The organism is Type-F symbiont of Plautia stali, assembly GCF_059731105.1.
In genome coordinates this window covers 3,091,312-3,110,814 of the sequence record NZ_AP035909.1, presented here as the reverse complement: position 1 = coordinate 3,110,814, position 19,503 = coordinate 3,091,312, and the positions used below count along the sequence as shown (strand labels likewise).

Genomic DNA, 19,503 nt, shown 5'->3' with positions numbered 1-19,503 from the left:
CCTCGGATGAGCGAGCAGTTAACGGATCAGGTTCTTGTCGAGCGGGTTCAGAAGGGAGATCAAAAAGCTTTCAACTTACTGGTGATTCGTTACCAGCACAAAGTGGCGAGCCTGGTTTCACGCTATGTACCTTCAGGCGATGTGCCTGATGTCGTACAGGAATCATTTATCAAAGCGTATCGCGCACTGGATTCATTCCGTGGCGATAGCGCCTTTTATACCTGGCTGTACCGCATTGCGGTCAATACAGCGAAAAATTACCTGGTTGCTCAGGGGCGTCGTCCGCCATCCAGCGATGTGGATGCGATTGACGCAGAAAATTTCGAAAGTGCGGGTGCATTAAAAGAAATTTCGAACCCTGAGAACTTAATGTTGTCTGACGAATTGAAACAAATTGTCTTTCGTACCATCGAGGCGCTACCCGAGGACTTGCGTATGGCAATCACCCTCAGGGAACTGGACGGCCTGAGCTATGAAGAGATCGCCGTCATTATGGATTGCCCGGTAGGCACTGTTCGATCACGTATCTTTCGTGCGCGAGAGGCTATTGATAACAAAGTTCAACCGCTTATCCAACGTCAGTGATAACGGCTACTGGAAGGGTACATAGGCATGCAGAAAGAAAAACTTTCCGCTTTAATGGATGGTGAGACCTTAGATAACGAGCTGTTTTCCGCCTTATCGAAGGACGCAGAACTGCAGAAAAGCTGGGCAAGCTATCACCTCATCCGCGATACCATGCGCGGTGACGTGAGTGAGCACCTGCATTTCGATATCTCTGCGCGCGTCGCTGCTGCTATCGAAAAAGAACCGCTGCGTTCTGTCACAACGCTGATCCCTGAAGCTCAGCCAGAACCTTCCCGCTGGGAAAAAATGCCGTTCTGGAAAAAAGCGCGTCCGTGGGCAGCTCAGCTGACGCAGGTGGGTGTGGCGGCCTGTGTGTCACTGGCCGTCATCGTGGGTGTTCAGCACTACAATCAGCCTGAGGGCAGCGCGACACAGACCTCTGACTCGCCGGTGTTCAATACGCTGCCGATGATGGGTAAAGCGTCGCCGGTCAGCCTGGGCGTGCCGTCTGATGCGTTTGACACCAACAGTTCTAATCAGCAGGTTCAGGAGCAGCGCCGTCGCGTCAATGCGATGTTGCAGGATTATGAACTGCAGCGTCGTCTGCACGCTGATCAGCTGCAATTCGAAACCGATGCCCCTAAACAGGCACAGGTGGATGTTCCCGGAAACCAATCTTTAGGACAGCAGCAGCAGTAATGAAGCCGCATTGGTATGCTGTTAGCCTGCTGGCAGGCAGCCTGTTGTGGTCATCTGTCGCCCCGGCGCAAACTTCGGTGTCCGGGGCGCTATTGCAGCAGATGGAACAGGCAAGCCAGAACCTTAACTACGAATTCGCCTATATCAACGTCTCCCGCATCGGCATCGAATCGCTGCGCTATCGTCATGCTGTGATCGATAACCGGATATTCGCTCAGCTGCTGCAGATGGACGGGCCGCGTCGGGAAGTGATCCAGCGCGGCAACGATATCAGTTACTTCGAACCTGGCCTCGATCCCTTTTCGCTTCCCGGCAATCACATCATTGACGCCCTGCCGTCTGTGATTTTTGCTGACTTCAGCAAGCTGGCCAGCGCCTACGATTTTATTACCGTGGGACGCTCGCGCATTGCCGATCAGATGTGTGATGTGCTGCGTATCGTTTCACGGGATGGCACCCGCTACAGCTATGTGGTCTGGCTGGATGTCGACACCAAACTGCCGCTGCGCATTGACCTGCTTGACCGTGATGGTGAAACGCTGGAGCAGTTCCGCGTGATCAGTTTTGCGGTGGATGAGGGGGTGCGAAACCTGATGCAGGGGCTGGAGAAAGCCAATCTGCCGCCGTCGCTTTCGGTGCCAAAAGGGGATGCGGTCACGCTCACCTGGCAGCCAGGCTGGCTCCCTGCCGGGATGTCACTGGTGTCGCAGAATCGCCGTTCGCTGCCGGCGCTGAACAAAAATATGGAATCGAAGCTCTACAGCGACGGCCTGTTCAGTTTTGCGATCAACGTGACGCCGGCGGATAAAACCAGCCTTACCCAGACATTGCGCACTGGGCGTCGTACGGTTCAGACTGTTGTGCGCAATAATTACGAGATTGCGGTGATTGGCGAGATACCGCCTTCAACCGCTAAACGTATTGCGGACAGCATCGACCTGGGATCACAGAAATGATGAGAGAATGGGCCACCGTGGTGGCATGGCAGGATGGCATCGCCACGCTGCACACTGAAGCAAAAACCTCCTGCAACAGCTGCCAGGCGCGCAAAGGCTGTGGCAGTCATATGCTGAATAAACTCGGCCCGAAAAATGCGCACGTGATGCAGATCGCCAGCAGCGAGCCACTGCAGCCGGGGCAGCGGATCGAATTGGGCATCAGGGAGAGCAGCCTGCTCGGTTCGGCGCTGCTGGTCTACATGACGCCGCTGCTGGGTCTCTTCCTGGTGGCGGGTCTGTTTCAGTCGCTGTTCAGCAGCGATCTGGCGGCGGCCTGCGGTGCGCTGCTGGGCGGCGTTGGCGGCTTTATTATCGCCAAAGGCGTTTCACTGAAATTTGGCGATCGCGAAGCCTTTCAGCCGGTGATCCTCAACATCGCGTTACCTCCCGATGCGCTGCGTGTCGAAAGCGAAGCGTAACGCACGTCCAGGCCGCGCACTCCGCGGCCTTTGTCCGTTCTGCCCTGCGCAGATATCTGTTTCGCTTCCACCTCGTTCCATTCTTTTATGCGCGGCGTTAACAGTGTAATATGCGTCGTCATTAATGAGGCTGACAGGATTGTGGGTAAAGAGCGATCTTCCTGAATGTGTCTGTGCTCAGGTTTTCAACTGAATTTTAAGCGAAGATATCCCTATAAATGAAGCACATAAGAAATTTCTCCATCATCGCTCATATCGACCATGGTAAATCCACGCTCTCTGACCGCCTTATTCAGATCTGCGGTGGCCTCACAGACCGTGAAATGGCTGCGCAGGTTCTTGACTCTATGGATCTGGAGCGTGAGCGTGGCATTACCATCAAAGCACAGAGCGTCACACTCGACTACCATGCGAAAGACGGCGAAACTTACCAGCTCAATTTCATCGATACCCCGGGCCACGTAGACTTCTCCTATGAAGTGTCCCGCTCACTGGCTGCCTGTGAAGGGGCACTGCTGGTGGTGGATGCCGGTCAGGGTGTTGAAGCGCAGACACTGGCGAACTGCTACACCGCGATTGAGATGGATCTGGAAGTAGTGCCGGTTCTGAATAAAATCGACCTGCCGGCTGCCGACCCTGAGCGCGCGGCGCAGGAGATTGAAGATATCGTCGGCATTGATGCCGCCGATGCGGTGCGCTGTTCTGCCAAAACCGGCGTTGGCGTGCCTGACGTGCTGGAACGTTTAGTGCGCGATATTCCGCCGCCGGAAGGCGATCCGGAAGCGCCACTGCAGGCACTGATTATCGACTCCTGGTTTGATAACTACCTGGGCGTGGTTTCACTGGTGCGTGTGAAAAACGGCACCATGCGCAAAGGCGACAAGATTAAAGTCCTGAGCACCGGCCAGACCTACAACGCGGACCGTCTGGGTATCTTTACCCCGAAACAGGTCGACCGTACCGAACTCAACTGCGGTGAAGTGGGCTGGCTGGTCTGCGCCATCAAAGATATCCTCGGCGCGCCGGTGGGCGATACCCTGACCACCGCCCGCAACCCGGCTGACAAAGCGCTGCCTGGCTTCAAAAAAGTGAAGCCGCAGGTTTACGCCGGTCTGTTCCCGATCAGCTCCGATGACTATGAAGCCTTCCGTGACGCGCTCGGCAAGCTCAGCCTGAACGACGCCTCGCTGTTCTATGAGCCAGAAAGCTCAACGGCGCTGGGCTTTGGTTTCCGCTGCGGCTTCCTGGGTCTGCTGCACATGGAGATCATTCAGGAGCGTCTGGAGCGTGAATACGATCTCGACCTGATCACCACGGCGCCGACGGTTGTGTATGAAGTCGTGACCACAAGCGGTGATACCGTCTATGTCGACAGCCCCTCTAAGCTGCCGCCACTGAACAACATTGAAGAGCTGCGTGAGCCGATTGCGGAATGTCACATGCTGCTGCCGCAGGAGTATCTGGGCAACGTCATTACGCTCTGTATTGAGAAGCGTGGCGTGCAGACCAACATGGTTTATCACGGCAACCAGGTCGCGCTGACCTACGAAATTCCGATGGCAGAAGTGGTGCTCGACTTCTTCGATCGTCTGAAGTCGACCTCGCGCGGTTATGCCTCGCTGGATTACAACTTCAAGCGTTTCCAGACCTCTGACATGGTGCGCGTTGACGTTCTGATCAACTCAGAGCGCGTGGATGCGCTGGCGCTGATCACGCACCGCGACAACGCCCCTTATCGCGGCCGTGAACTGGTTGAGAAGATGAAAGATCTCATCCCGCGTCAGCAGTTTGATATTGCGATTCAGGCCGCCATTGGTAACCACATCATCGCACGTTCAACGGTTAAACAGCTGCGTAAAAACGTTCTCGCCAAATGTTATGGCGGTGACGTCAGCCGTAAGAAGAAACTGTTGCAGAAGCAGAAAGATGGTAAGAAGCGAATGAAGCAGGTTGGCAACGTTGAGCTGCCACAGGAAGCGTTCCTCGCCATTCTGCATGTCGGTAAGGACAGCAAATAAGGATTTCCAATGGCTAATATGTTCGCCCTGGTTCTGGCGATAGCGACGCTGATTACTGGCATCGTCTGGGTAATTGATCGTTTCAAATGGGCGCCGGAGCGCCGTGCAAAGCAGGCCGCGGCGCAGGCGCAGACCGGCAATGCACTCGACAGCAAAACGCTGGCGAAGGTTTCTTCACAGCCTGGCTGGGTGGAGACCACCGCCTCTGTTTTCCCGGTGCTGGCCGTGGTGTTCATCGTGCGTTCGTTTATCTACGAACCGTTCCAGATCCCGTCTGGCTCGATGATGCCAACCCTGCTGATCGGTGACTTTATCCTGGTGGAGAAGTTTGCTTACGGGATTAAAGATCCGATCACCCAGACCACGCTGATCCCAACCGGTCAGCCGAAGCGCGGCGATATCGCGGTCTTTAAATACCCGAAAGATCCGAGCCTGGATTACATTAAGCGCGTGATCGGCCTGCCGGGCGATAAAGTCATCTATGATCCTTACAGTAAGACGCTGACGGTGAAACCGGCCTGCGATGAGGGCAAAGCCTGTGACTCTGCGCTGCCGGTGACCTACACCAGCGTTGAGCCAAGCAAGTTTATCCAGACCTTCAGCGGCTTTGATGGCAACGAAACCGGTAACGGTTTTTATCAGGTGCCGCAGGGCGATACCCTGCGCGGCGGACTGCGCCTGGGCACCCGTAAAGAGACCATCGGAAGCGTAACGCATGACATTCTGCTGGTAAACGAAGCGCAGAGTCAGGCAGGCATGTATTATCAGCAGCCGGGCCAGCCGCAGGCGACCTGGGTGGTGCCGAAAGGGCAATACTTCATGATGGGCGACAACCGTGATAACAGCGCCGACAGCCGCTACTGGGGCTTTGTCCCGGAGCGTAACCTGGTCGGTAAAGCGGTCGCTATCTGGATGAGCTTTGAGAAACAGGAAGGCCAGTGGCCAACCGGCGTACGATTCAGTCGTATCGGCGGTATTCACTGATAAAATTGTCTGATTAACAGGCAAAACGGGTGGCCTCCTTTGGGAGGCCACTGCACACCAAACGGAACGTGCTGGAAAGCCAGCCCCGTTTGGTATGCAGAGTCACAGACGCAACAAAGAACTGGAATCGCATGAACCCCATCCTGATTAATAAGCTTCAGCGCAAACTGGGCTACACTTTTACTCATTCGGAACTGTTACAGCAGGCCCTGACACACCGCAGCGCCAGCAGTAAGCACAACGAACGCCTGGAATTTCTTGGCGATTCTATTCTTAGCTATGTGATTGCGAATGCCCTTTATCATCGCTTCCCGCGGGTTGATGAAGGTGACATGAGCCGCATGCGCGCCACGCTGGTGCGCGGCAATACGCTGGCTGAAATGGCGCGCGAATTTGACCTCGGTGAATGCCTGCGCTTAGGGCCGGGCGAGCTGAAAAGCGGCGGCTTCCGCCGCGAATCGATTCTGGCCGATACGGTCGAAGCGCTGATTGGCGGCATCTTCCTCGACAGCAGTATCGAACGGGTAGAGCAGCTGATCCTCGACTGGTACCGGACGCGCCTTGACGAGATCAGTCCGGGCGACAAACAGAAAGATCCCAAAACCCGCCTGCAGGAGTATCTGCAGGGACGACACCTGCCACTGCCCAGCTATCTGGTGGTGCAGGTGCGTGGCGAAGCCCACGACCAGGAATTCACCATTCACTGTCAGGTGAGTGGCATGGCCGAGCCGGTTGTCGGCGTCGGCTCCAGCCGTCGTAAAGCTGAGCAGGCTGCCGCTGAGCAGGCGCTGATCAAGCTGGGCCTCGAATAGCACTCCGGCATACCGGCGTCTGTGGACGCCGGATGCGCCAAGACACATTGCACTCTTTCGGCGCCGCAACAGGCGCTGAATAACTCAGGATTCGAATGAGCGAAAACGTTACCTATTGCGGCTTTGTCGCGATTGTTGGCCGACCTAACGTCGGTAAATCCACCTTACTGAACCAGCTGCTGGGGCAGAAGGTGTCGATCACCTCGCGTAAGCCGCAAACCACGCGCCACCGCATCATGGGCATTCACACCGAGGGTGAATATCAGGCGATCTACGTCGATACCCCCGGTCTGCACATGGAAGAGAAGCGCGCGATTAACCGCCTGATGAACCGCGCCGCCAGCAGCTCTATTGGCGACGTGGAGCTGGTGATCTTCGTGGTGGAAGGCACCCGCTGGACGCCAGACGATGAGATGGTATTAGGCAAGCTGCGTGACGGCAAAGTGCCGGTCGTCCTGGCGATCAACAAGGTCGATAATATCCAGGACAAGAGCGTGCTGCTGCCGCATCTGCAGTTCCTGAGCCAGCAGATGAACTTCCTCGACATCGTGCCGATCTCTGCCGAAAGCGGCAAAAACGTCGATACCATTGCGGCGATCACCCGCAAGCATCTGCCGCAGGCCGATCATCACTTCCCGGAAGATTACATCACTGACCGCTCCCAGCGCTTTATGGCGTCTGAAATCATCCGTGAAAAACTGATGCGCTTCCTGGGCGCTGAACTGCCTTATTCCGTCACGGTCGAGATTGAACGCTTCGTAAGCAACGAGCGGGGCGGTTACGACATTAACGGTCTGATTCTGGTCGAGCGCGAAGGGCAGAAGAAGATGGTGATTGGCAACAAAGGGGCCAAAATCAAAACCATCGGCACCGAAGCGCGCAGGGACATGGAAGAGATGTTCGAAGCGAAAGTGCATCTCGAACTGTGGGTGAAAGTGAAATCCGGCTGGGCAGATGACGAACGTGCTCTGCGCAGCCTGGGTTATACAGACGATCTCTGATCTGATGGAAGGCTGGCAACGCGCTTTTGTGCTGCATAGTCGCCCCTTCAGCGAAACCAGCCTGCTGCTCGACCTGTTCAGTGAAAATGAAGGGCGGGTGCGGGTTCTGGCCAAGGGCGCACGTTCCCGGCGCTCACAGCTGAAGGGCGCGTTACAGCCTTTTACCCCCCTGCTGGTTCGCTGGAGCGGGCGTGGTGAAGTCAAAACCCTGCGCAACGCCGAAGCGGTGTCGCTGGCACTGCCGCTCAGCGGCATCACCCTCTACTGCGGTCTCTACGTAAATGAGCTGGTCTCTCGCGTGCTGCAGCAGGAATCGCCTTTCCAGGAACTCTTCTTCGACTACCTTCACTGTCTGCAGGCGTTAGCCTCAACGCACGGTAAGCCCGAACCGGCCCTGCGCCGTTTTGAGCTGGCGCTGCTTGGTCACCTGGGCTATGGCGTCGATTTCCTGCACTGCGCAGGCAGCGGCGAGCCGATCACGGATAACATGACCTACAGCTACCGCGAAGAGCGCGGCTTTATCGCCAGCCTGGTGCTCAATCAGCGCAGCTTTACCGGCCGCGAACTGCGTGCCCTCTATGAACGCGACTTTCCCGATGCGGAGAGCCTGCGCGCCGCGAAGCGTTTTACCCGCATCGCCCTGAAGCCCTATCTGGGCGGCAAGCCGCTGAAGAGTCAGGAGCTGTTTCGCCAGTTTATCCCGAAGAAGAAGCCCGAACAGACAGATGAATAGCGCTGGTCGTACCGCCTGCTGACATGGGCGCGGTACACTCAACACCCCGATGGAAAAGAAGTGAGGATAGTCATGGCTGAGTTGCTGTTAGGCGTCAATATCGATCACATTGCCACGGTGCGAAACGCCCGTGGGACAAATTATCCCGATCCGGTGCAGGCGGCGTTTATTGCTGAGCAGGCGGGCGCAGATGGCATCACGGTGCATCTGCGGGAAGATCGCCGCCACATCACTGACCGCGACGTGCGTATTCTGCGCGACACCATCCAGACCCGTATGAATCTGGAGATGGCGGTGACCGATGAGATGATCGGTATCGCCTGCGATATTCAGCCCCATTTCTGCTGCCTGGTGCCGGAAAAGCGTCAGGAAGTCACCACTGAAGGCGGCCTGGATGTGGCTGGGCAGCAGGAGAAGATCACTGCGGCGGTGCGACTGCTGAGTGATGCGGGCATTCTGGTGTCGCTGTTTATTGATGCCGACCACCGCCAGATCGAAGCCGCCGTTGCCAGCGGCGCGCCCTATATCGAAATTCACACCGGCGCCTACGCCGAAGCACCGGAAGGGCTGGCGCGCGAGGCGGAACTGGCCCGCATCCGCCACGCCGCGACTTTTGCCGCCAGCCTGGGGCTGAAGGTGAATGCCGGTCACGGCCTGACCTACCACAACGTCCTGCCCATTGCGGCACTGCCGGAGATGCATGAGCTGAATATCGGCCATGCCATTATCGGTCGTGCGGTGATGAGTGGCCTGTCGGAAGCGGTCAGAGAGATGAAGCAGCTGCTGCGTGAAGCCCGTCGCTGATGGCTATTCTGGGACTGGGCACGGACATCGTTGAGATTGAACGCATTGCCGGGGTGATTGAGCGCTCCGGCGATCGTCTGGCGCGTCGGGTGCTGAGCGAAGCCGAATGGCAGCAGTATCAGGCCCATCAGCAGCCGGTGCGTTTTCTCGCCAAGCGATTTGCGGTGAAAGAGGCGGCGGCCAAGGCCTTTGGTACCGGCATTCGCGGTGGCCTGGCGTTTAATCAGTTTGAAGTTTACAACGATGCGCTGGGAAAACCGGGATTACGCTTCTTCCAGCACGCGGCGGAAGTGGCACAGCAGCTGGGCGTCAGCCGGGTACACGTGACGCTGGCAGATGAACGGCATTACGCCTGCGCCACGGTGATTATCGAAAACTAGCCGTGCAGCAGCACAAACTTCTCCCACAGCGCATCGCGTGATTCGGTGTGCTGTGGGTTAACGATGATGGTGTTATCGATAGGGCAGACCTGCTGACAGGTTGGCGCTTCATAATGGCCGACACATTCGGTGCAGCGGCTGACATCTATCTCATAGATCGCCTCGCCCAGTGAGATCGCCTGATTCGGGCACTCCGGTTCGCACATATCGCAGTTAATGCATCTGGACGTAATCAATAACGCCATGTTTCCCACCTGATAACAACAGAAAAAGCGCGGGTATTATACGCGCTCCCGCTGATCAGACCAGCTTTTTCACCAGCGCCTCGCTGTGGCGAATGTGGCTGGAAGCGCGCTCCGGATCGTTTTGCACCAGCGCCATAAACAGCAGATCGGTCAGCGCCAGCTGAGCCGTCGTCGAGGAGATCGCCGCGCTGCGGGTACTCTGCTCTTCCGCCACCGTATAGAGGCAGTAACTGGCGCTCTGCTGCAGCGTATTCGGGGTAAAGCCGGTAAAGGCGACCACATCCGCACCCACCTCAGCGGCCTCCTGCGCGGCCAGATTGATCTCGCGCCGTTCACCGGTATAGGAGATGGCGAGCAGCACATCGCCCGGCCCCATTGCCTGGACGCTGGCCAGCAGGGCGTGCATATCCTGCTCCGCCACGGCATTGATCCCGATCTTCATCAGCTTCCAGGAGAAGTCTTTTGCCACCAGACCTGACGCCCCAATCCCCACCAGCAGAATACGCCGGGCATTCTTCAGCAGCTGCAGCACATCATTGAGCTTCTCTTCGCTGTTGATATCCAGCGTGGCCCGGATCGCCGACAGCTTTTCGGTCAGCAGTTTTTCACCCACCATTTTGAGCGGGTCGTCGCTGAGAATATGGTTATGCACCGTGATGGCATCCTTGTCCGCCAGTGACTCACTCAGCGCCAGCTTCAGCGCCGGAAATCCTTTGTATCCCAGCTTCTGCGCAAACTTCACCACGCTCGACTGGCTGACGCCGGACTCCTCTGCCAGCTTCTGCGAGCTGAGATGACGCGCCCTGTCAGGTTGCGACAGTAAAAAATCGGCCAGCCGACGCTCGTTCAGTGCCAGACGTGGATAAAGCTGGCGAATGCGCAGCAATGAACTCATGCCCAATCCTCATCATTCAGGGGATAATCGGAGAAGAATAAACTATTCATCAGGCATTGTAGTCATCGGAATTAAAAATGACACTCATCGCCGTTACGCCTGATGATGGCTACACTACTCTTTATGATTCCGGAACCAGACCCGAAGGAGAGTTGTTTGACCAGGGGAACACAACGTCGCATCGTATTTTTCGACCTGGATGGCACTTTGCACCAGCAGGACATGTTCGGCACCTTTATGCGCTATCTGCTGCGCCGGCGACCGCTTAATCTGGTGCTGGTGGTGCCCCTCCTGCCGGTGGTGGGGATCGGCCTGCTGTTTAAAGGCCGGGCGGCCCGCTGGCCCATGAGCCTGCTGCTCTGGTCGATTACCTTTGGCCGTTCAGAGCAGACATTGCTGCGTCTTGAGGCGGAGTTTGCCCGGTGGTTTCGCCAGCGGGTTACCGCCTTTCCGGTGGTACAGCAGCGCCTGACCGACTACCTCGGCAGTGATGATGCCGACGTCTGGCTGATCACCGGATCGCCTCAGTCGCTGGTGGAGCAGGTCTACTATGACTCCGCCTTTCTGCCGCGCGTGAAGCTGATTGCCAGTCAGATGCGGCGCGGCTGGGGGGGGCGGGTGCTGGCCATGCGCTGCCTCGGCCATGAGAAAGTCGCCCAGCTCGAAGAGAAAATCGGCACGCCTTTGCAGCTCTACAGCGGCTACAGCGACAGCAAACAGGATAACCCGCTGCTGTTTTTCTGCCAGCATCGCTGGCGCGTGACGCCGGCAGGTGAGCTGCAACAGCTGGAATAAGTTTCGGCACCCGTTATAATGCGCCGCTTTTCTGTCGCCCGGAGTGGTCTGCATGAAACAACAAGATGAATACTGGATGCGCCATGCGCTCAGCCTGGCACGCCGGGCCTGGGAGCAGGGCGAAGTGCCGGTGGGGGCGGTGCTGGTGCAGAATGACCGGGTGATCGGCGAAGGCTGGAACCGGCCCATCGGCCAGCACGATCCCACCGCCCATGCGGAGATCATGGCTCTGCGCCAGGGCGGCAAGGTGCTGGAAAATTACCGTCTGCTGGAAACCACCCTCTATGTGACACTGGAACCCTGCGTCATGTGCGCCGGGGCGATGGTGCACAGCCGGATCACCCGGCTGGTCTATGGCGCGCACGATCTGAAAAGCGGGGCGGCGGGTTCGCTGCTGGATGTGCTGGGTCACCCCGGCATGAACCATCAGGTTGAGTTAGCGAGCGGCGTGCTGGCGGAGGAGTGTGCTGCGATGCTGAGCGACTTCTTTCGTATGCGGCGCGAAGAGAAAAAAGCGTTGCGTCAGGCGCAACGCCAGAGTTAGTTCATGGCGATCTTCGGTTCTACCGCCGGATAGCCTTTGGCCAGTTCGGCCTCGGCTGCTGCCTCCGCCGCCTGGCGTGCCAGGCGCTTCTCCTGCTCCTGCAGATAGCCCACCAGACTGATCTGATACTTGCGGATGTTCTCCACATAGTTATAGGCCTCATGCCCGCGCGCATAGCCGTAAGTCGTCTGGGTGTAGTAGCGTTTCTGGCTCAGCATCGGTAACCGCAGCTTCACATCCGCCCAGCTGTCCGGATTGCCACCCTGGCGGGCCGTGAGTTTCCGCACATCCAGCATATGGGCGTAGCCCATGTTGTAGGCGGCCAGCGCAAACCAGATGCGCTCATCTTCCGGGATGGTCTGTGGCACTTTCGACATCATATCCTGCAGATACTGACTGCCACCGCGAATGCTCTGTTCAGGGTCGGTGCGGTCGCCCACATCCAGGCTCTCTGCGGTATTGCGCGTCAGCATCATCATGCCGCGCACGCCGGTAGGGGAGGTGGCCTGAGGATTCCAGTGTGACTCCTGATAGGAGATGGCCGCCAGCAGCCGCCAGTCAATGCTGGTGGCGTACTTCTCAAACAGCGGCTTAATGTCGGGCAGCGTGTTGTCGATCGCGCGCAGGAAGGTGCGGGTATCGACATAATCAAAGGTGCCGACGTGGCCGAGATACTTCTCCTCCAGTCGCGCCATCGCGCCTTCTTCACCCATGCCATTAAAGAAGTCGAGCATCGCGGCATTCAGGCTGTCATCGTCGCTGTGCCGCACATACCAGGTGACCGGCTCCTCATCAGTCACGTCGAACGCCACCGCCAGCTGCGGATAGATACGCTGCAGCAGGGCGATGGTGACGGAGTCACCAATGGTGTAGTCGAGCTTGCCGTCTGCCACCGCTTCCAGCAGGGCTTTCGGGCTCTGGTCGGTGGAGATGGCCCAGTCCAGATCGGGGAACTGATTGGAACGGGCACTCTTCAGCGTGGAGAGGTAAGCCGATCCGGACGCGACCGTTAACCGCCCCTTTAAGTCACCGAGGTTTTTGGGGCGAGGCTTATCCACGCGGTAGACCAGCTGCTGCGATACGTTGTAGTAACCCGGCCCGGTCTGGTAACGGGTCAGGCGTTCGCTGTTGTAATTCAGGCCTGCGGCCAGCAAATCGGCTTTGCCATCATCCAGGTCATCGAACAGATCGCTCAGGTTAGGGCGCACCGTGACCTTGAGCTTGACGCCCAGATAATCAGCAAAACGTTTTGCCAGCTCATAATCCATACCGGCCGGAGATTGATTGACGGTGTAGTAAGTCAGGGGGGAATTGATGGTGCTGACGCGCAGCACTCCCCGTGATTTAATCTGTGAAATCGCGTCCTGCCCACCCCCATACCAGGGAATGGATGGCCACAGCGCTAACGCTAACAGCACGGCAACCAGACCGATAAACAGATAATTAAATTTTAGGCGTTTCAAATAGTTATCTCTCGCTGGCTCTAAGGCCTCTGTCTTTTAAAGGCAGTATTTGTCTTCTTTGAACTCCCAGAGCGAGGGGCATTTTGCGCAACAAAATGACGCTGAGCAACTTTTATAGCAGCTTTTGCGCAAATTTCAGGCAAATCCGTGTCGCCAAAAATTGTGCGCAAACGGTTTCGTCGCGAAGGCGCTTTCTCTATAATACGCCCCGTTTTCCCTGTTGCGCCCAATCAAGCGTCGCCCGGCGCCCTGACGAGAGACTTATGTAATGGAAATTCTGCGTGGTTCGCCCGCCCTGTCGGCATTTCGTGTAAACAAACTGCTGACCCGCTTTCAGGACGCTCATCTGCCGGTGAGTGATATTTACGCCGAGTACATCCATTTTGCTGATGTCAGCACGCCGTTAAGCGCAGACGAACAGAGCCGTCTGCAGCGCCTGCTGAAATATGGTCCCTCTCTTGCTGAACATGCCCCGCAGGGCCGTCTGCTGCTGGTGACCCCGCGTCCCGGTACGATTTCGCCCTGGTCATCCAAAGCCACCGACATCGCCCACAACTGCGGCCTGCCGCAGGTTCGCCGCCTCGAACGCGGCCTGGCCTTTTATGTGCAGGCCCCGCAGCTGACCGAAACGCAGTGGCAGGCGCTGAGCACACTGCTGCATGACCGGATGATGGAAACGGTCTTCAGCGATCTGGCGCAGGCTGAGCAATTATTCGCGCACCATACGCCGCAGCCGGTGAAGAGTGTCGATCTGCTGGGTGAGGGCCGTCAGGCGCTGGTTCAGGCGAACACCACGCTGGGTCTGGCGCTGGCGGATGATGAAATCGACTACCTGGTGACGGCCTTTACCGCGCTGGGGCGCAACCCCAACGACATCGAACTCTATATGTTTGCTCAGGCGAACTCTGAGCACTGCCGTCATAAGATCTTCAACGCCGACTGGATTATCGACGGCGAAAAACAGCCAAAGTCGCTGTTTAAGATGATCAAAAACACGATGGAGCAGACGCCGGACTACGTGCTCTCTGCGTATAAAGATAACGCCGCCGTGATGGAAGGTTCCGAAGTGGGCCGCTTCTTCGCTGACGCCGGAGAGAGCGAATACCGCTGGCATCAGGAAGCGGCGCACATCCTGATGAAGGTGGAAACACACAACCACCCGACGGCCATCTCACCATGGCCAGGCGCCGCAACCGGTTCCGGTGGCGAAATCCGTGATGAAGGCGCAACCGGACGCGGCTCCAAGCCGAAAGCGGGCCTGGTCGGCTTCTCCGTTTCTAACCTGCGCATCCCGGGCTTTGAGCAGCCGTGGGAAGAGGACTTCGGTAAACCGGCTCGCATCGTCAGCGCGCTGGAGATCATGACCGACGGCCCTCTGGGCGGGGCGGCCTTTAACAACGAATTTGGTCGTCCGGCTCTGAATGGCTACTTCCGTACCTACGAAGAGCAGGTCACCAGCCACAACGGCACCGAACTGCGCGGCTATCACAAGCCGATTATGCTGGCAGGCGGCATCGGTAATATCCGTGCCGACCATGTACAGAAAGGCGAAATCAGCGTCGGTGCCAAACTGGTGGTGCTGGGCGGCCCGGCCATGAACATCGGTCTGGGCGGCGGTGCCGCGTCATCAATGGCCTCGGGCCAGTCTGATGCTGACCTCGACTTCGCCTCCGTTCAGCGCGATAACCCGGAGATGGAGCGCCGCTGCCAGGAAGTGATCGACCGCTGCTGGCAGCTGGGCGATGAGAACCCGATTCTGTTTATCCACGACGTGGGCGCGGGTGGCCTCTCCAATGCGATGCCAGAGCTGGTCAGCGACGGCGGCCGCGGCGGCCGCTTTAATCTGCGTGACATCCTGAGCGATGAGCCGGGTATGAGCCCGCTGGAAGTGTGGTGCAACGAATCACAGGAACGTTATGTGATGGCCGTGGCCCCGGATCAGCTGGCGCAGTTTGAAGCGATCTGCCAGCGCGAACGCGCTCCATTCGCGGTGATTGGTGAAGCGACCGAAGAGCTGCACCTGAGCCTGGAAGATTCGCATTTCAATAATAAGCCGATCGACATGCCGCTTGACGTTCTGCTCGGTAAAACGCCGAAGATGACGCGGGATGTGGTAACGCAGCAGGCGCAGGGCAACGCGCTGCAGCGTGACGGCATTACCCTGGTTGATGCGGTCAATCGTGTCCTGCATCTGCCAGCCGTGGCGGAAAAAACCTTCCTGATCACCATCGGTGACCGCAGCGTGACCGGCATGGTGGCGCGCGATCAGATGGTCGGCCCGTGGCAGATCCCGGTCGCCAACTGTGCCGTGACCACCGCCAGCCTCGACAGCTATCATGGTGAAGCCTTTGCCCTCGGCGAACGTTCGCCGGTTGCACTGCTCGACTTCGCCGCCTCGGGCCGCCTGGCCGTGGGTGAAGCGCTGACCAACCTGGCGGCAACCCAGATTGGCTCGCTGAAGCGCGTGAAGCTTTCGGCAAACTGGATGTCTGCAGCCGGTCATCCGGGTGAAGATGCCGGTTTATATGCGGCGGTGAAAGCGGTCGGCGAAGAGCTCTGTCCGGCGCTGGGGATCACTATCCCGGTCGGTAAAGATTCGATGTCGATGAAAACCCGCTGGCAGGAAGGCACCGAACAGCGTGAGATGACCTCTCCGCTGTCGCTGGTAATTACCGCGTTTGCCCGGGTCGAAGATGTGCGCCGCACCGTTACGCCGCAGTTGCAGGCCGACCGGGATAACCTGCTGCTGCTGATCGATCTTGGCAATGGGGCAAACACCCTCGGCGCAACCGCGCTGTCTCAGGTCTATCGTCAGCTTGGCGACAAGCCTGCGGACGTGCGCGATGCCACACAGCTGGCGGGCTTCTTTAACGCCATTCAGGCGCTGGTGGCTGAGCAGAAACTGCTGGCCTACCACGACCGCTCAGACGGAGGCCTGCTGGTGACCCTGGCCGAGATGGCCTTTGCCGGTCACTGCGGCATCGACGTTGACATCGCCGCGCTGGGTAACGATGCGCTGGCCGCACTGTTTACCGAAGAGCTGGGCGCCGTGATCCAGATTAACGCCGCCGATCGTGCTGCGGTGGAGCAGATCCTTGCCGATCACGGCCTTGCTGCCTCAACGCATCTGCTGGGCAGCGCGCAACCGGGCGATCGCTTCGTGATCCGTGCCGGCGAGAGCGCCGTCTACAGCGAAAGCCGGACCACGCTGCGGACCTGGTGGGCAGAAACCACCTGGCAGATGCAGCGCCTGCGTGACAACCCGGCGTGCGCCGATCAGGAGCATGAGGCGAAGAAAAACGACAGCGATCCAGGCCTGAACGTTAATCTGACCTTCGATCCGCAGGAAGATGTGGCGGCACCGATGATCGCCACGGGTGCGCGTCCACGGGTCGCCGTGCTGCGTGAGCAGGGGGTCAACTCCCATGTGGAAATGGCTGCGGCTTTCGACCGTGCCGGATTCACCGCCATTGATGTGCACATGAGCGACCTGCTGGCCGGTCGTCGCGGTCTGGAAGAGTTCCAGGCGCTGGTTGCCTGTGGTGGCTTCTCCTACGGTGACGTGCTGGGCGCGGGCGAGGGCTGGGCGAAATCGATTCTGTTCAACCCGCGCGTGCGTGATGAGTTCGAAACCTTCTTCCACCGTCCGCAGACCCTGGCGCTGGGTGTCTGTAACGGATGCCAGATGATGTCGAATCTGCGTGAGCTGATCCCGGGCAGCGATCTCTGGCCGCGCTTTGTGCGTAACCAGTCTGAGCGCTTCGAAGCCCGTTTTAGCCTGGTCGAAGTGGCCGCCAGTCCGTCACTGCTGCTGGACGGCATGGCCGGCTCGCACATGCCTATCGCGGTTTCCCACGGTGAAGGCTTCGTTGAGGTGCGTGATGCGGCGCATCTGGCCGCGCTGGAATCGAAAGGTCTGGTGGCGCTGCGCTTCGTGGATAACTTCGGTAAGGTGACAGAAACCTATCCGGCTAACCCGAACGGCTCGCCAAACGGTATCACGGCCGTGACGAACGAAAGTGGTCGCGTCACCATCATGATGCCGCATCCGGAGCGCGTATTCCGTACCGTCAGCAACTCCTGGCATCCGGCAGAGTGGGGCGAAGACAGCCCTTGGATGCGTATTTTCCGCAACGCGCGCAGACAGCTGGGTTAATCTCATCCGCTGTAATATAGAGGAGGCCTCCGGGCCTCCTCTTTTTTTGCCCCCTGTTGGCAAAAGGTGACAGAGCGGTAAGTGTGGTGTCGCTTTCTGGCGACATCTATCCTGCTGATTTTATTAGATTGCTGAACAGGGGTGATTTTATGTCGCTTTCGGACGACACTCCGCCCCTGTCATCCTCAGACTTTTCGCACGGGGAGGCGGGCCAGGGCAGGCAATATGCTGAAAAATATAATCATTTATTTTCTGGCACGGAACTTGCTATAATCCTGCAGCTGCTCATTCACCTGTTTATGATTGCCCCGCCTGGCGGAAAAGAGCTCATAAAGCCCGAATGACGCACCAAACGGAGCCTGCCGTCCAACTGACCGATAATCGCTTGCGTTATCAAACACCGGACGTAACGTTGAGTAAGGCTCCACCCATTCTTACACGAGGCATTGCGCGTCGTGTCCACGGCAGGCCACTGAGCCTGCCGTTTTCTTTTCTTCCTCTTTCTTCCGTCAGCAGAGTCCGCTAGCATCCTGTCAGCACTCTTTTAAGGAAGCGGCCGCGTGAAAAAATGGCGTTTATTTCCCCGTTCTCTGCGTCAGCTGGTGCTGATGGCTTTCGTGCTGGTGTTGCTGCCTTTACTGGTGCTGGCCTGGCAGGCGTGGGAAAGTCTCTCTGCGCTAAGCGAGCAGGCCGCTGACACCAACCGCAATACGTTTACCGATGTTCGCCGCAGTGAGGCGATGGCGCGCACGGCGGTGGAGCTGGAGCGAAGTTATCGTCAGTATTGCGTGCTGGACGATGCCTCACTGGCCCGCCTCTATCAGACCCAGCACACCCGCTACAGTCAGATGCTGAGTTCGCACAGCGCCAGCCTGCCGGAACTGCCCGTCTTTCAGACGCTGCAGGCCACCCTGCCGCTGCTGACGCCACTGAAATGTGACAACGGCAATCCGGTGCCGGTTGCCGCAGAGGCGCTGGATCGCTTTTCAGCCACCAACGCGCAGATGGTACAGGACACACGTGAAGTGGTGTTTGCGCGCGGCTTACAGCTGCAGCGCGAAATTGCCGATCGCGGCCAGTTTTTCGGCTGGCAGGCGCTGATTCTGTTTATCATCAGCCTCGCGCTGATGACGCTGTTCACCGGCATGATTATCGGGCCGGTTAAGCGTATCGAGCGGATGATCAACCGGCTGGGGGAAGGGCGGGAGCTGGGGAATAGCGTGAAGTTTCGTGGCCCGCGCGAGCTGCGGTCGCTGGGACAGCGCATCGTCTGGCTGAGCGAACGGCTGGCCTGGCTGGAAACGCAGCGCCATGAATTTCTGCGCCATATCTCTCACGAACTGAAAACGCCGCTGGCCAGCCTGCGCGAAGGCACGGAACTGCTGGCGGATGAGGTGGCTGGCTCGCTGAATGCCGATCAGAAAGAGGTGGTCGCTATCCTCGACGGCAGCAGTCGCCATCTGCAGCGCCTGATTGAACAGCTGCTTGATTACAACCGCAAACTGGCCGATGGCCCGATTCGGCTGGAGCCGGTCAGCGTAGTGGATGCGGTCGGGTCGGTGGTGAACGCGCATGCACTCTCGGCCCATGCCAGAATGATGCAGACGGTAGTCGACCTCAAAGTCAGCCACTGTCTTGCTGAACCCACGCTTCTGGTGCGGGTCATCGATAACCTCTACTCGAACGCCGTGAACTACGGCAGCGAATCCGGTACCATCTGGCTGCGCAGTCAGCAGCAGGGGGATCGGATCTGGATTGATGTCGCCAACAGCGGCACGCCGATCCCGCCGGAGGAGCAGGCCATGATTTTTGAGCCGTTCTATCAGGGCAGCCAGCAGCGTAAAGGGCCGGTCAAGGGCAGCGGGCTGGGTCTGAGCATTGCCAAAGATTGCCTGCGCCGGATGCAGGGCGACCTGACGCTGGTTGCCTGTGAACAGGCGGATGTCTGTTTTCGAATTGAACTGAACACCACAGCCGGGAACGTCTGACT

The 19,503-nt window shown here is 58.1% G+C and carries 18 protein-coding genes; 15 read left to right on the top strand and 3 right to left on the bottom strand.

Annotated elements, in window-relative coordinates:
• Positions 1–6: 6 nt before the first annotated feature.
• The 11 genes from rpoE to acpS all read left to right on the top strand — a co-directional run bounded on the left by rpoE (position 7) and on the right by acpS (position 9,415).
• The gene (gene rpoE / locus AC6I7A_RS14770; protein ID WP_009088652.1) at positions 7–585 is read left to right on the top strand and encodes an RNA polymerase sigma factor RpoE; all 579 of its coding nucleotides are present in this window, start codon (positions 7–9) and stop codon (positions 583–585) included.
• A 27-nt stretch (positions 586–612) separates the two neighbouring features.
• On the top strand, positions 613–1,266 hold the full coding sequence (gene rseA, locus AC6I7A_RS14765; protein WP_058958398.1) for an anti-sigma-E factor RseA: 654 nt from the start codon (positions 613–615) through the stop codon (positions 1,264–1,266).
• Entirely contained in the window at positions 1,266–2,222 is a 957-nt protein-coding gene (gene rseB, locus AC6I7A_RS14760; protein ID WP_058958397.1) for a sigma-E factor regulatory protein RseB, read from the top strand. Before rseA ends, rseB begins: the two co-directional genes overlap by 1 nt.
• Positions 2,219–2,683 carry a SoxR-reducing system protein RseC gene (gene rseC / locus AC6I7A_RS14755; protein WP_046102382.1) on the top strand — a complete coding sequence of 155 codons (465 nt, stop codon included), beginning with the start codon at positions 2,219–2,221 and terminating at the stop codon, positions 2,681–2,683. The genes rseB and rseC overlap by 4 nt, the downstream gene beginning before the upstream one ends.
• Positions 2,684–2,901: 218 nt before the next feature.
• A complete protein-coding gene (gene lepA / locus AC6I7A_RS14750; protein ID WP_009088658.1) occupies positions 2,902–4,701 on the top strand; it encodes a translation elongation factor 4 in 1,800 nt (599 codons plus the stop codon).
• Positions 4,702–4,710: 9 nt separating this feature from the next.
• Complete coding sequence (lepB, locus tag AC6I7A_RS14745) at positions 4,711–5,685, top strand: signal peptidase I (protein WP_009088659.1); 975 nt, start codon at positions 4,711–4,713, stop codon at positions 5,683–5,685.
• 131 nt (positions 5,686–5,816) lie between these two features.
• A complete protein-coding gene (rnc, locus tag AC6I7A_RS14740; protein ID WP_009088661.1) occupies positions 5,817–6,497 on the top strand; it encodes a ribonuclease III in 681 nt (226 codons plus the stop codon).
• Between the two features lie 95 nt (positions 6,498–6,592).
• Positions 6,593–7,498 carry a GTPase Era gene (gene era, locus AC6I7A_RS14735; protein ID WP_009088664.1) on the top strand — a complete coding sequence of 302 codons (906 nt, stop codon included), beginning with the start codon at positions 6,593–6,595 and terminating at the stop codon, positions 7,496–7,498.
• A 4-nt stretch (positions 7,499–7,502) separates the two neighbouring features.
• Positions 7,503–8,231, top strand: coding sequence for a DNA repair protein RecO (gene recO / locus AC6I7A_RS14730; RefSeq protein WP_058958401.1), 729 nt, complete (start codon positions 7,503–7,505; stop codon positions 8,229–8,231).
• 72 nt (positions 8,232–8,303) lie between these two features.
• Positions 8,304–9,035 (top strand): pyridoxine 5'-phosphate synthase, encoded by a 732-nt coding sequence (gene pdxJ, locus AC6I7A_RS14725; RefSeq protein WP_058958396.1) that lies wholly within the window; start codon positions 8,304–8,306, stop codon positions 9,033–9,035.
• Positions 9,035–9,415, top strand: a complete 381-nt coding sequence (gene acpS / locus AC6I7A_RS14720; protein ID WP_009088670.1) for a holo-ACP synthase — start codon at positions 9,035–9,037, stop codon at positions 9,413–9,415. The genes pdxJ and acpS overlap by 1 nt, the downstream gene beginning before the upstream one ends.
• Here acpS and AC6I7A_RS14715 read toward each other — a convergent pair.
• Together AC6I7A_RS14715 and AC6I7A_RS14710 are read right to left on the bottom strand one after the other, a co-directional pair.
• Positions 9,412–9,660, bottom strand: a complete 249-nt coding sequence (locus AC6I7A_RS14715; protein ID WP_009088672.1) for a YfhL family 4Fe-4S dicluster ferredoxin — start codon at positions 9,658–9,660, stop codon at positions 9,412–9,414. The genes acpS and AC6I7A_RS14715 overlap by 4 nt on opposite strands.
• 55 nt (positions 9,661–9,715) lie before the next feature.
• A complete protein-coding gene (locus AC6I7A_RS14710; protein WP_009088675.1) occupies positions 9,716–10,555 on the bottom strand; it encodes a MurR/RpiR family transcriptional regulator in 840 nt (279 codons plus the stop codon).
• Between the two features lie 156 nt (positions 10,556–10,711).
• On the opposite strand from AC6I7A_RS14710, the gene yfhb reads away from it, so the two are divergent.
• Entirely contained in the window at positions 10,712–11,350 is a 639-nt protein-coding gene (gene yfhb / locus AC6I7A_RS14705; protein ID WP_058958395.1) for a phosphatidylglycerophosphatase C, read from the top strand.
• 52 nt (positions 11,351–11,402) lie between these two features.
• Entirely contained in the window at positions 11,403–11,894 is a 492-nt protein-coding gene (gene tadA / locus AC6I7A_RS14700; protein WP_009088680.1) for a tRNA adenosine(34) deaminase TadA, read from the top strand.
• Here the strand turns inward: tadA and mltF are convergent.
• Entirely contained in the window at positions 11,891–13,357 is a 1,467-nt protein-coding gene (gene mltF / locus AC6I7A_RS14695) for a membrane-bound lytic murein transglycosylase MltF (RefSeq protein WP_046102379.1), read from the bottom strand. The genes tadA and mltF overlap by 4 nt on opposite strands.
• Before the next feature lie 268 nt (positions 13,358–13,625).
• Between mltF and purL the strand changes: the two genes are divergently transcribed.
• A complete protein-coding gene (gene purL, locus AC6I7A_RS14690; RefSeq protein WP_058958394.1) occupies positions 13,626–17,513 on the top strand; it encodes a phosphoribosylformylglycinamidine synthase in 3,888 nt (1,295 codons plus the stop codon).
• A gap of 560 nt (positions 17,514–18,073) precedes the next feature.
• A complete protein-coding gene (locus AC6I7A_RS14685; protein WP_009088686.1) occupies positions 18,074–19,501 on the top strand; it encodes a sensor histidine kinase in 1,428 nt (475 codons plus the stop codon).
• The last annotated feature ends 2 nt before the right edge of the window (positions 19,502–19,503 follow it).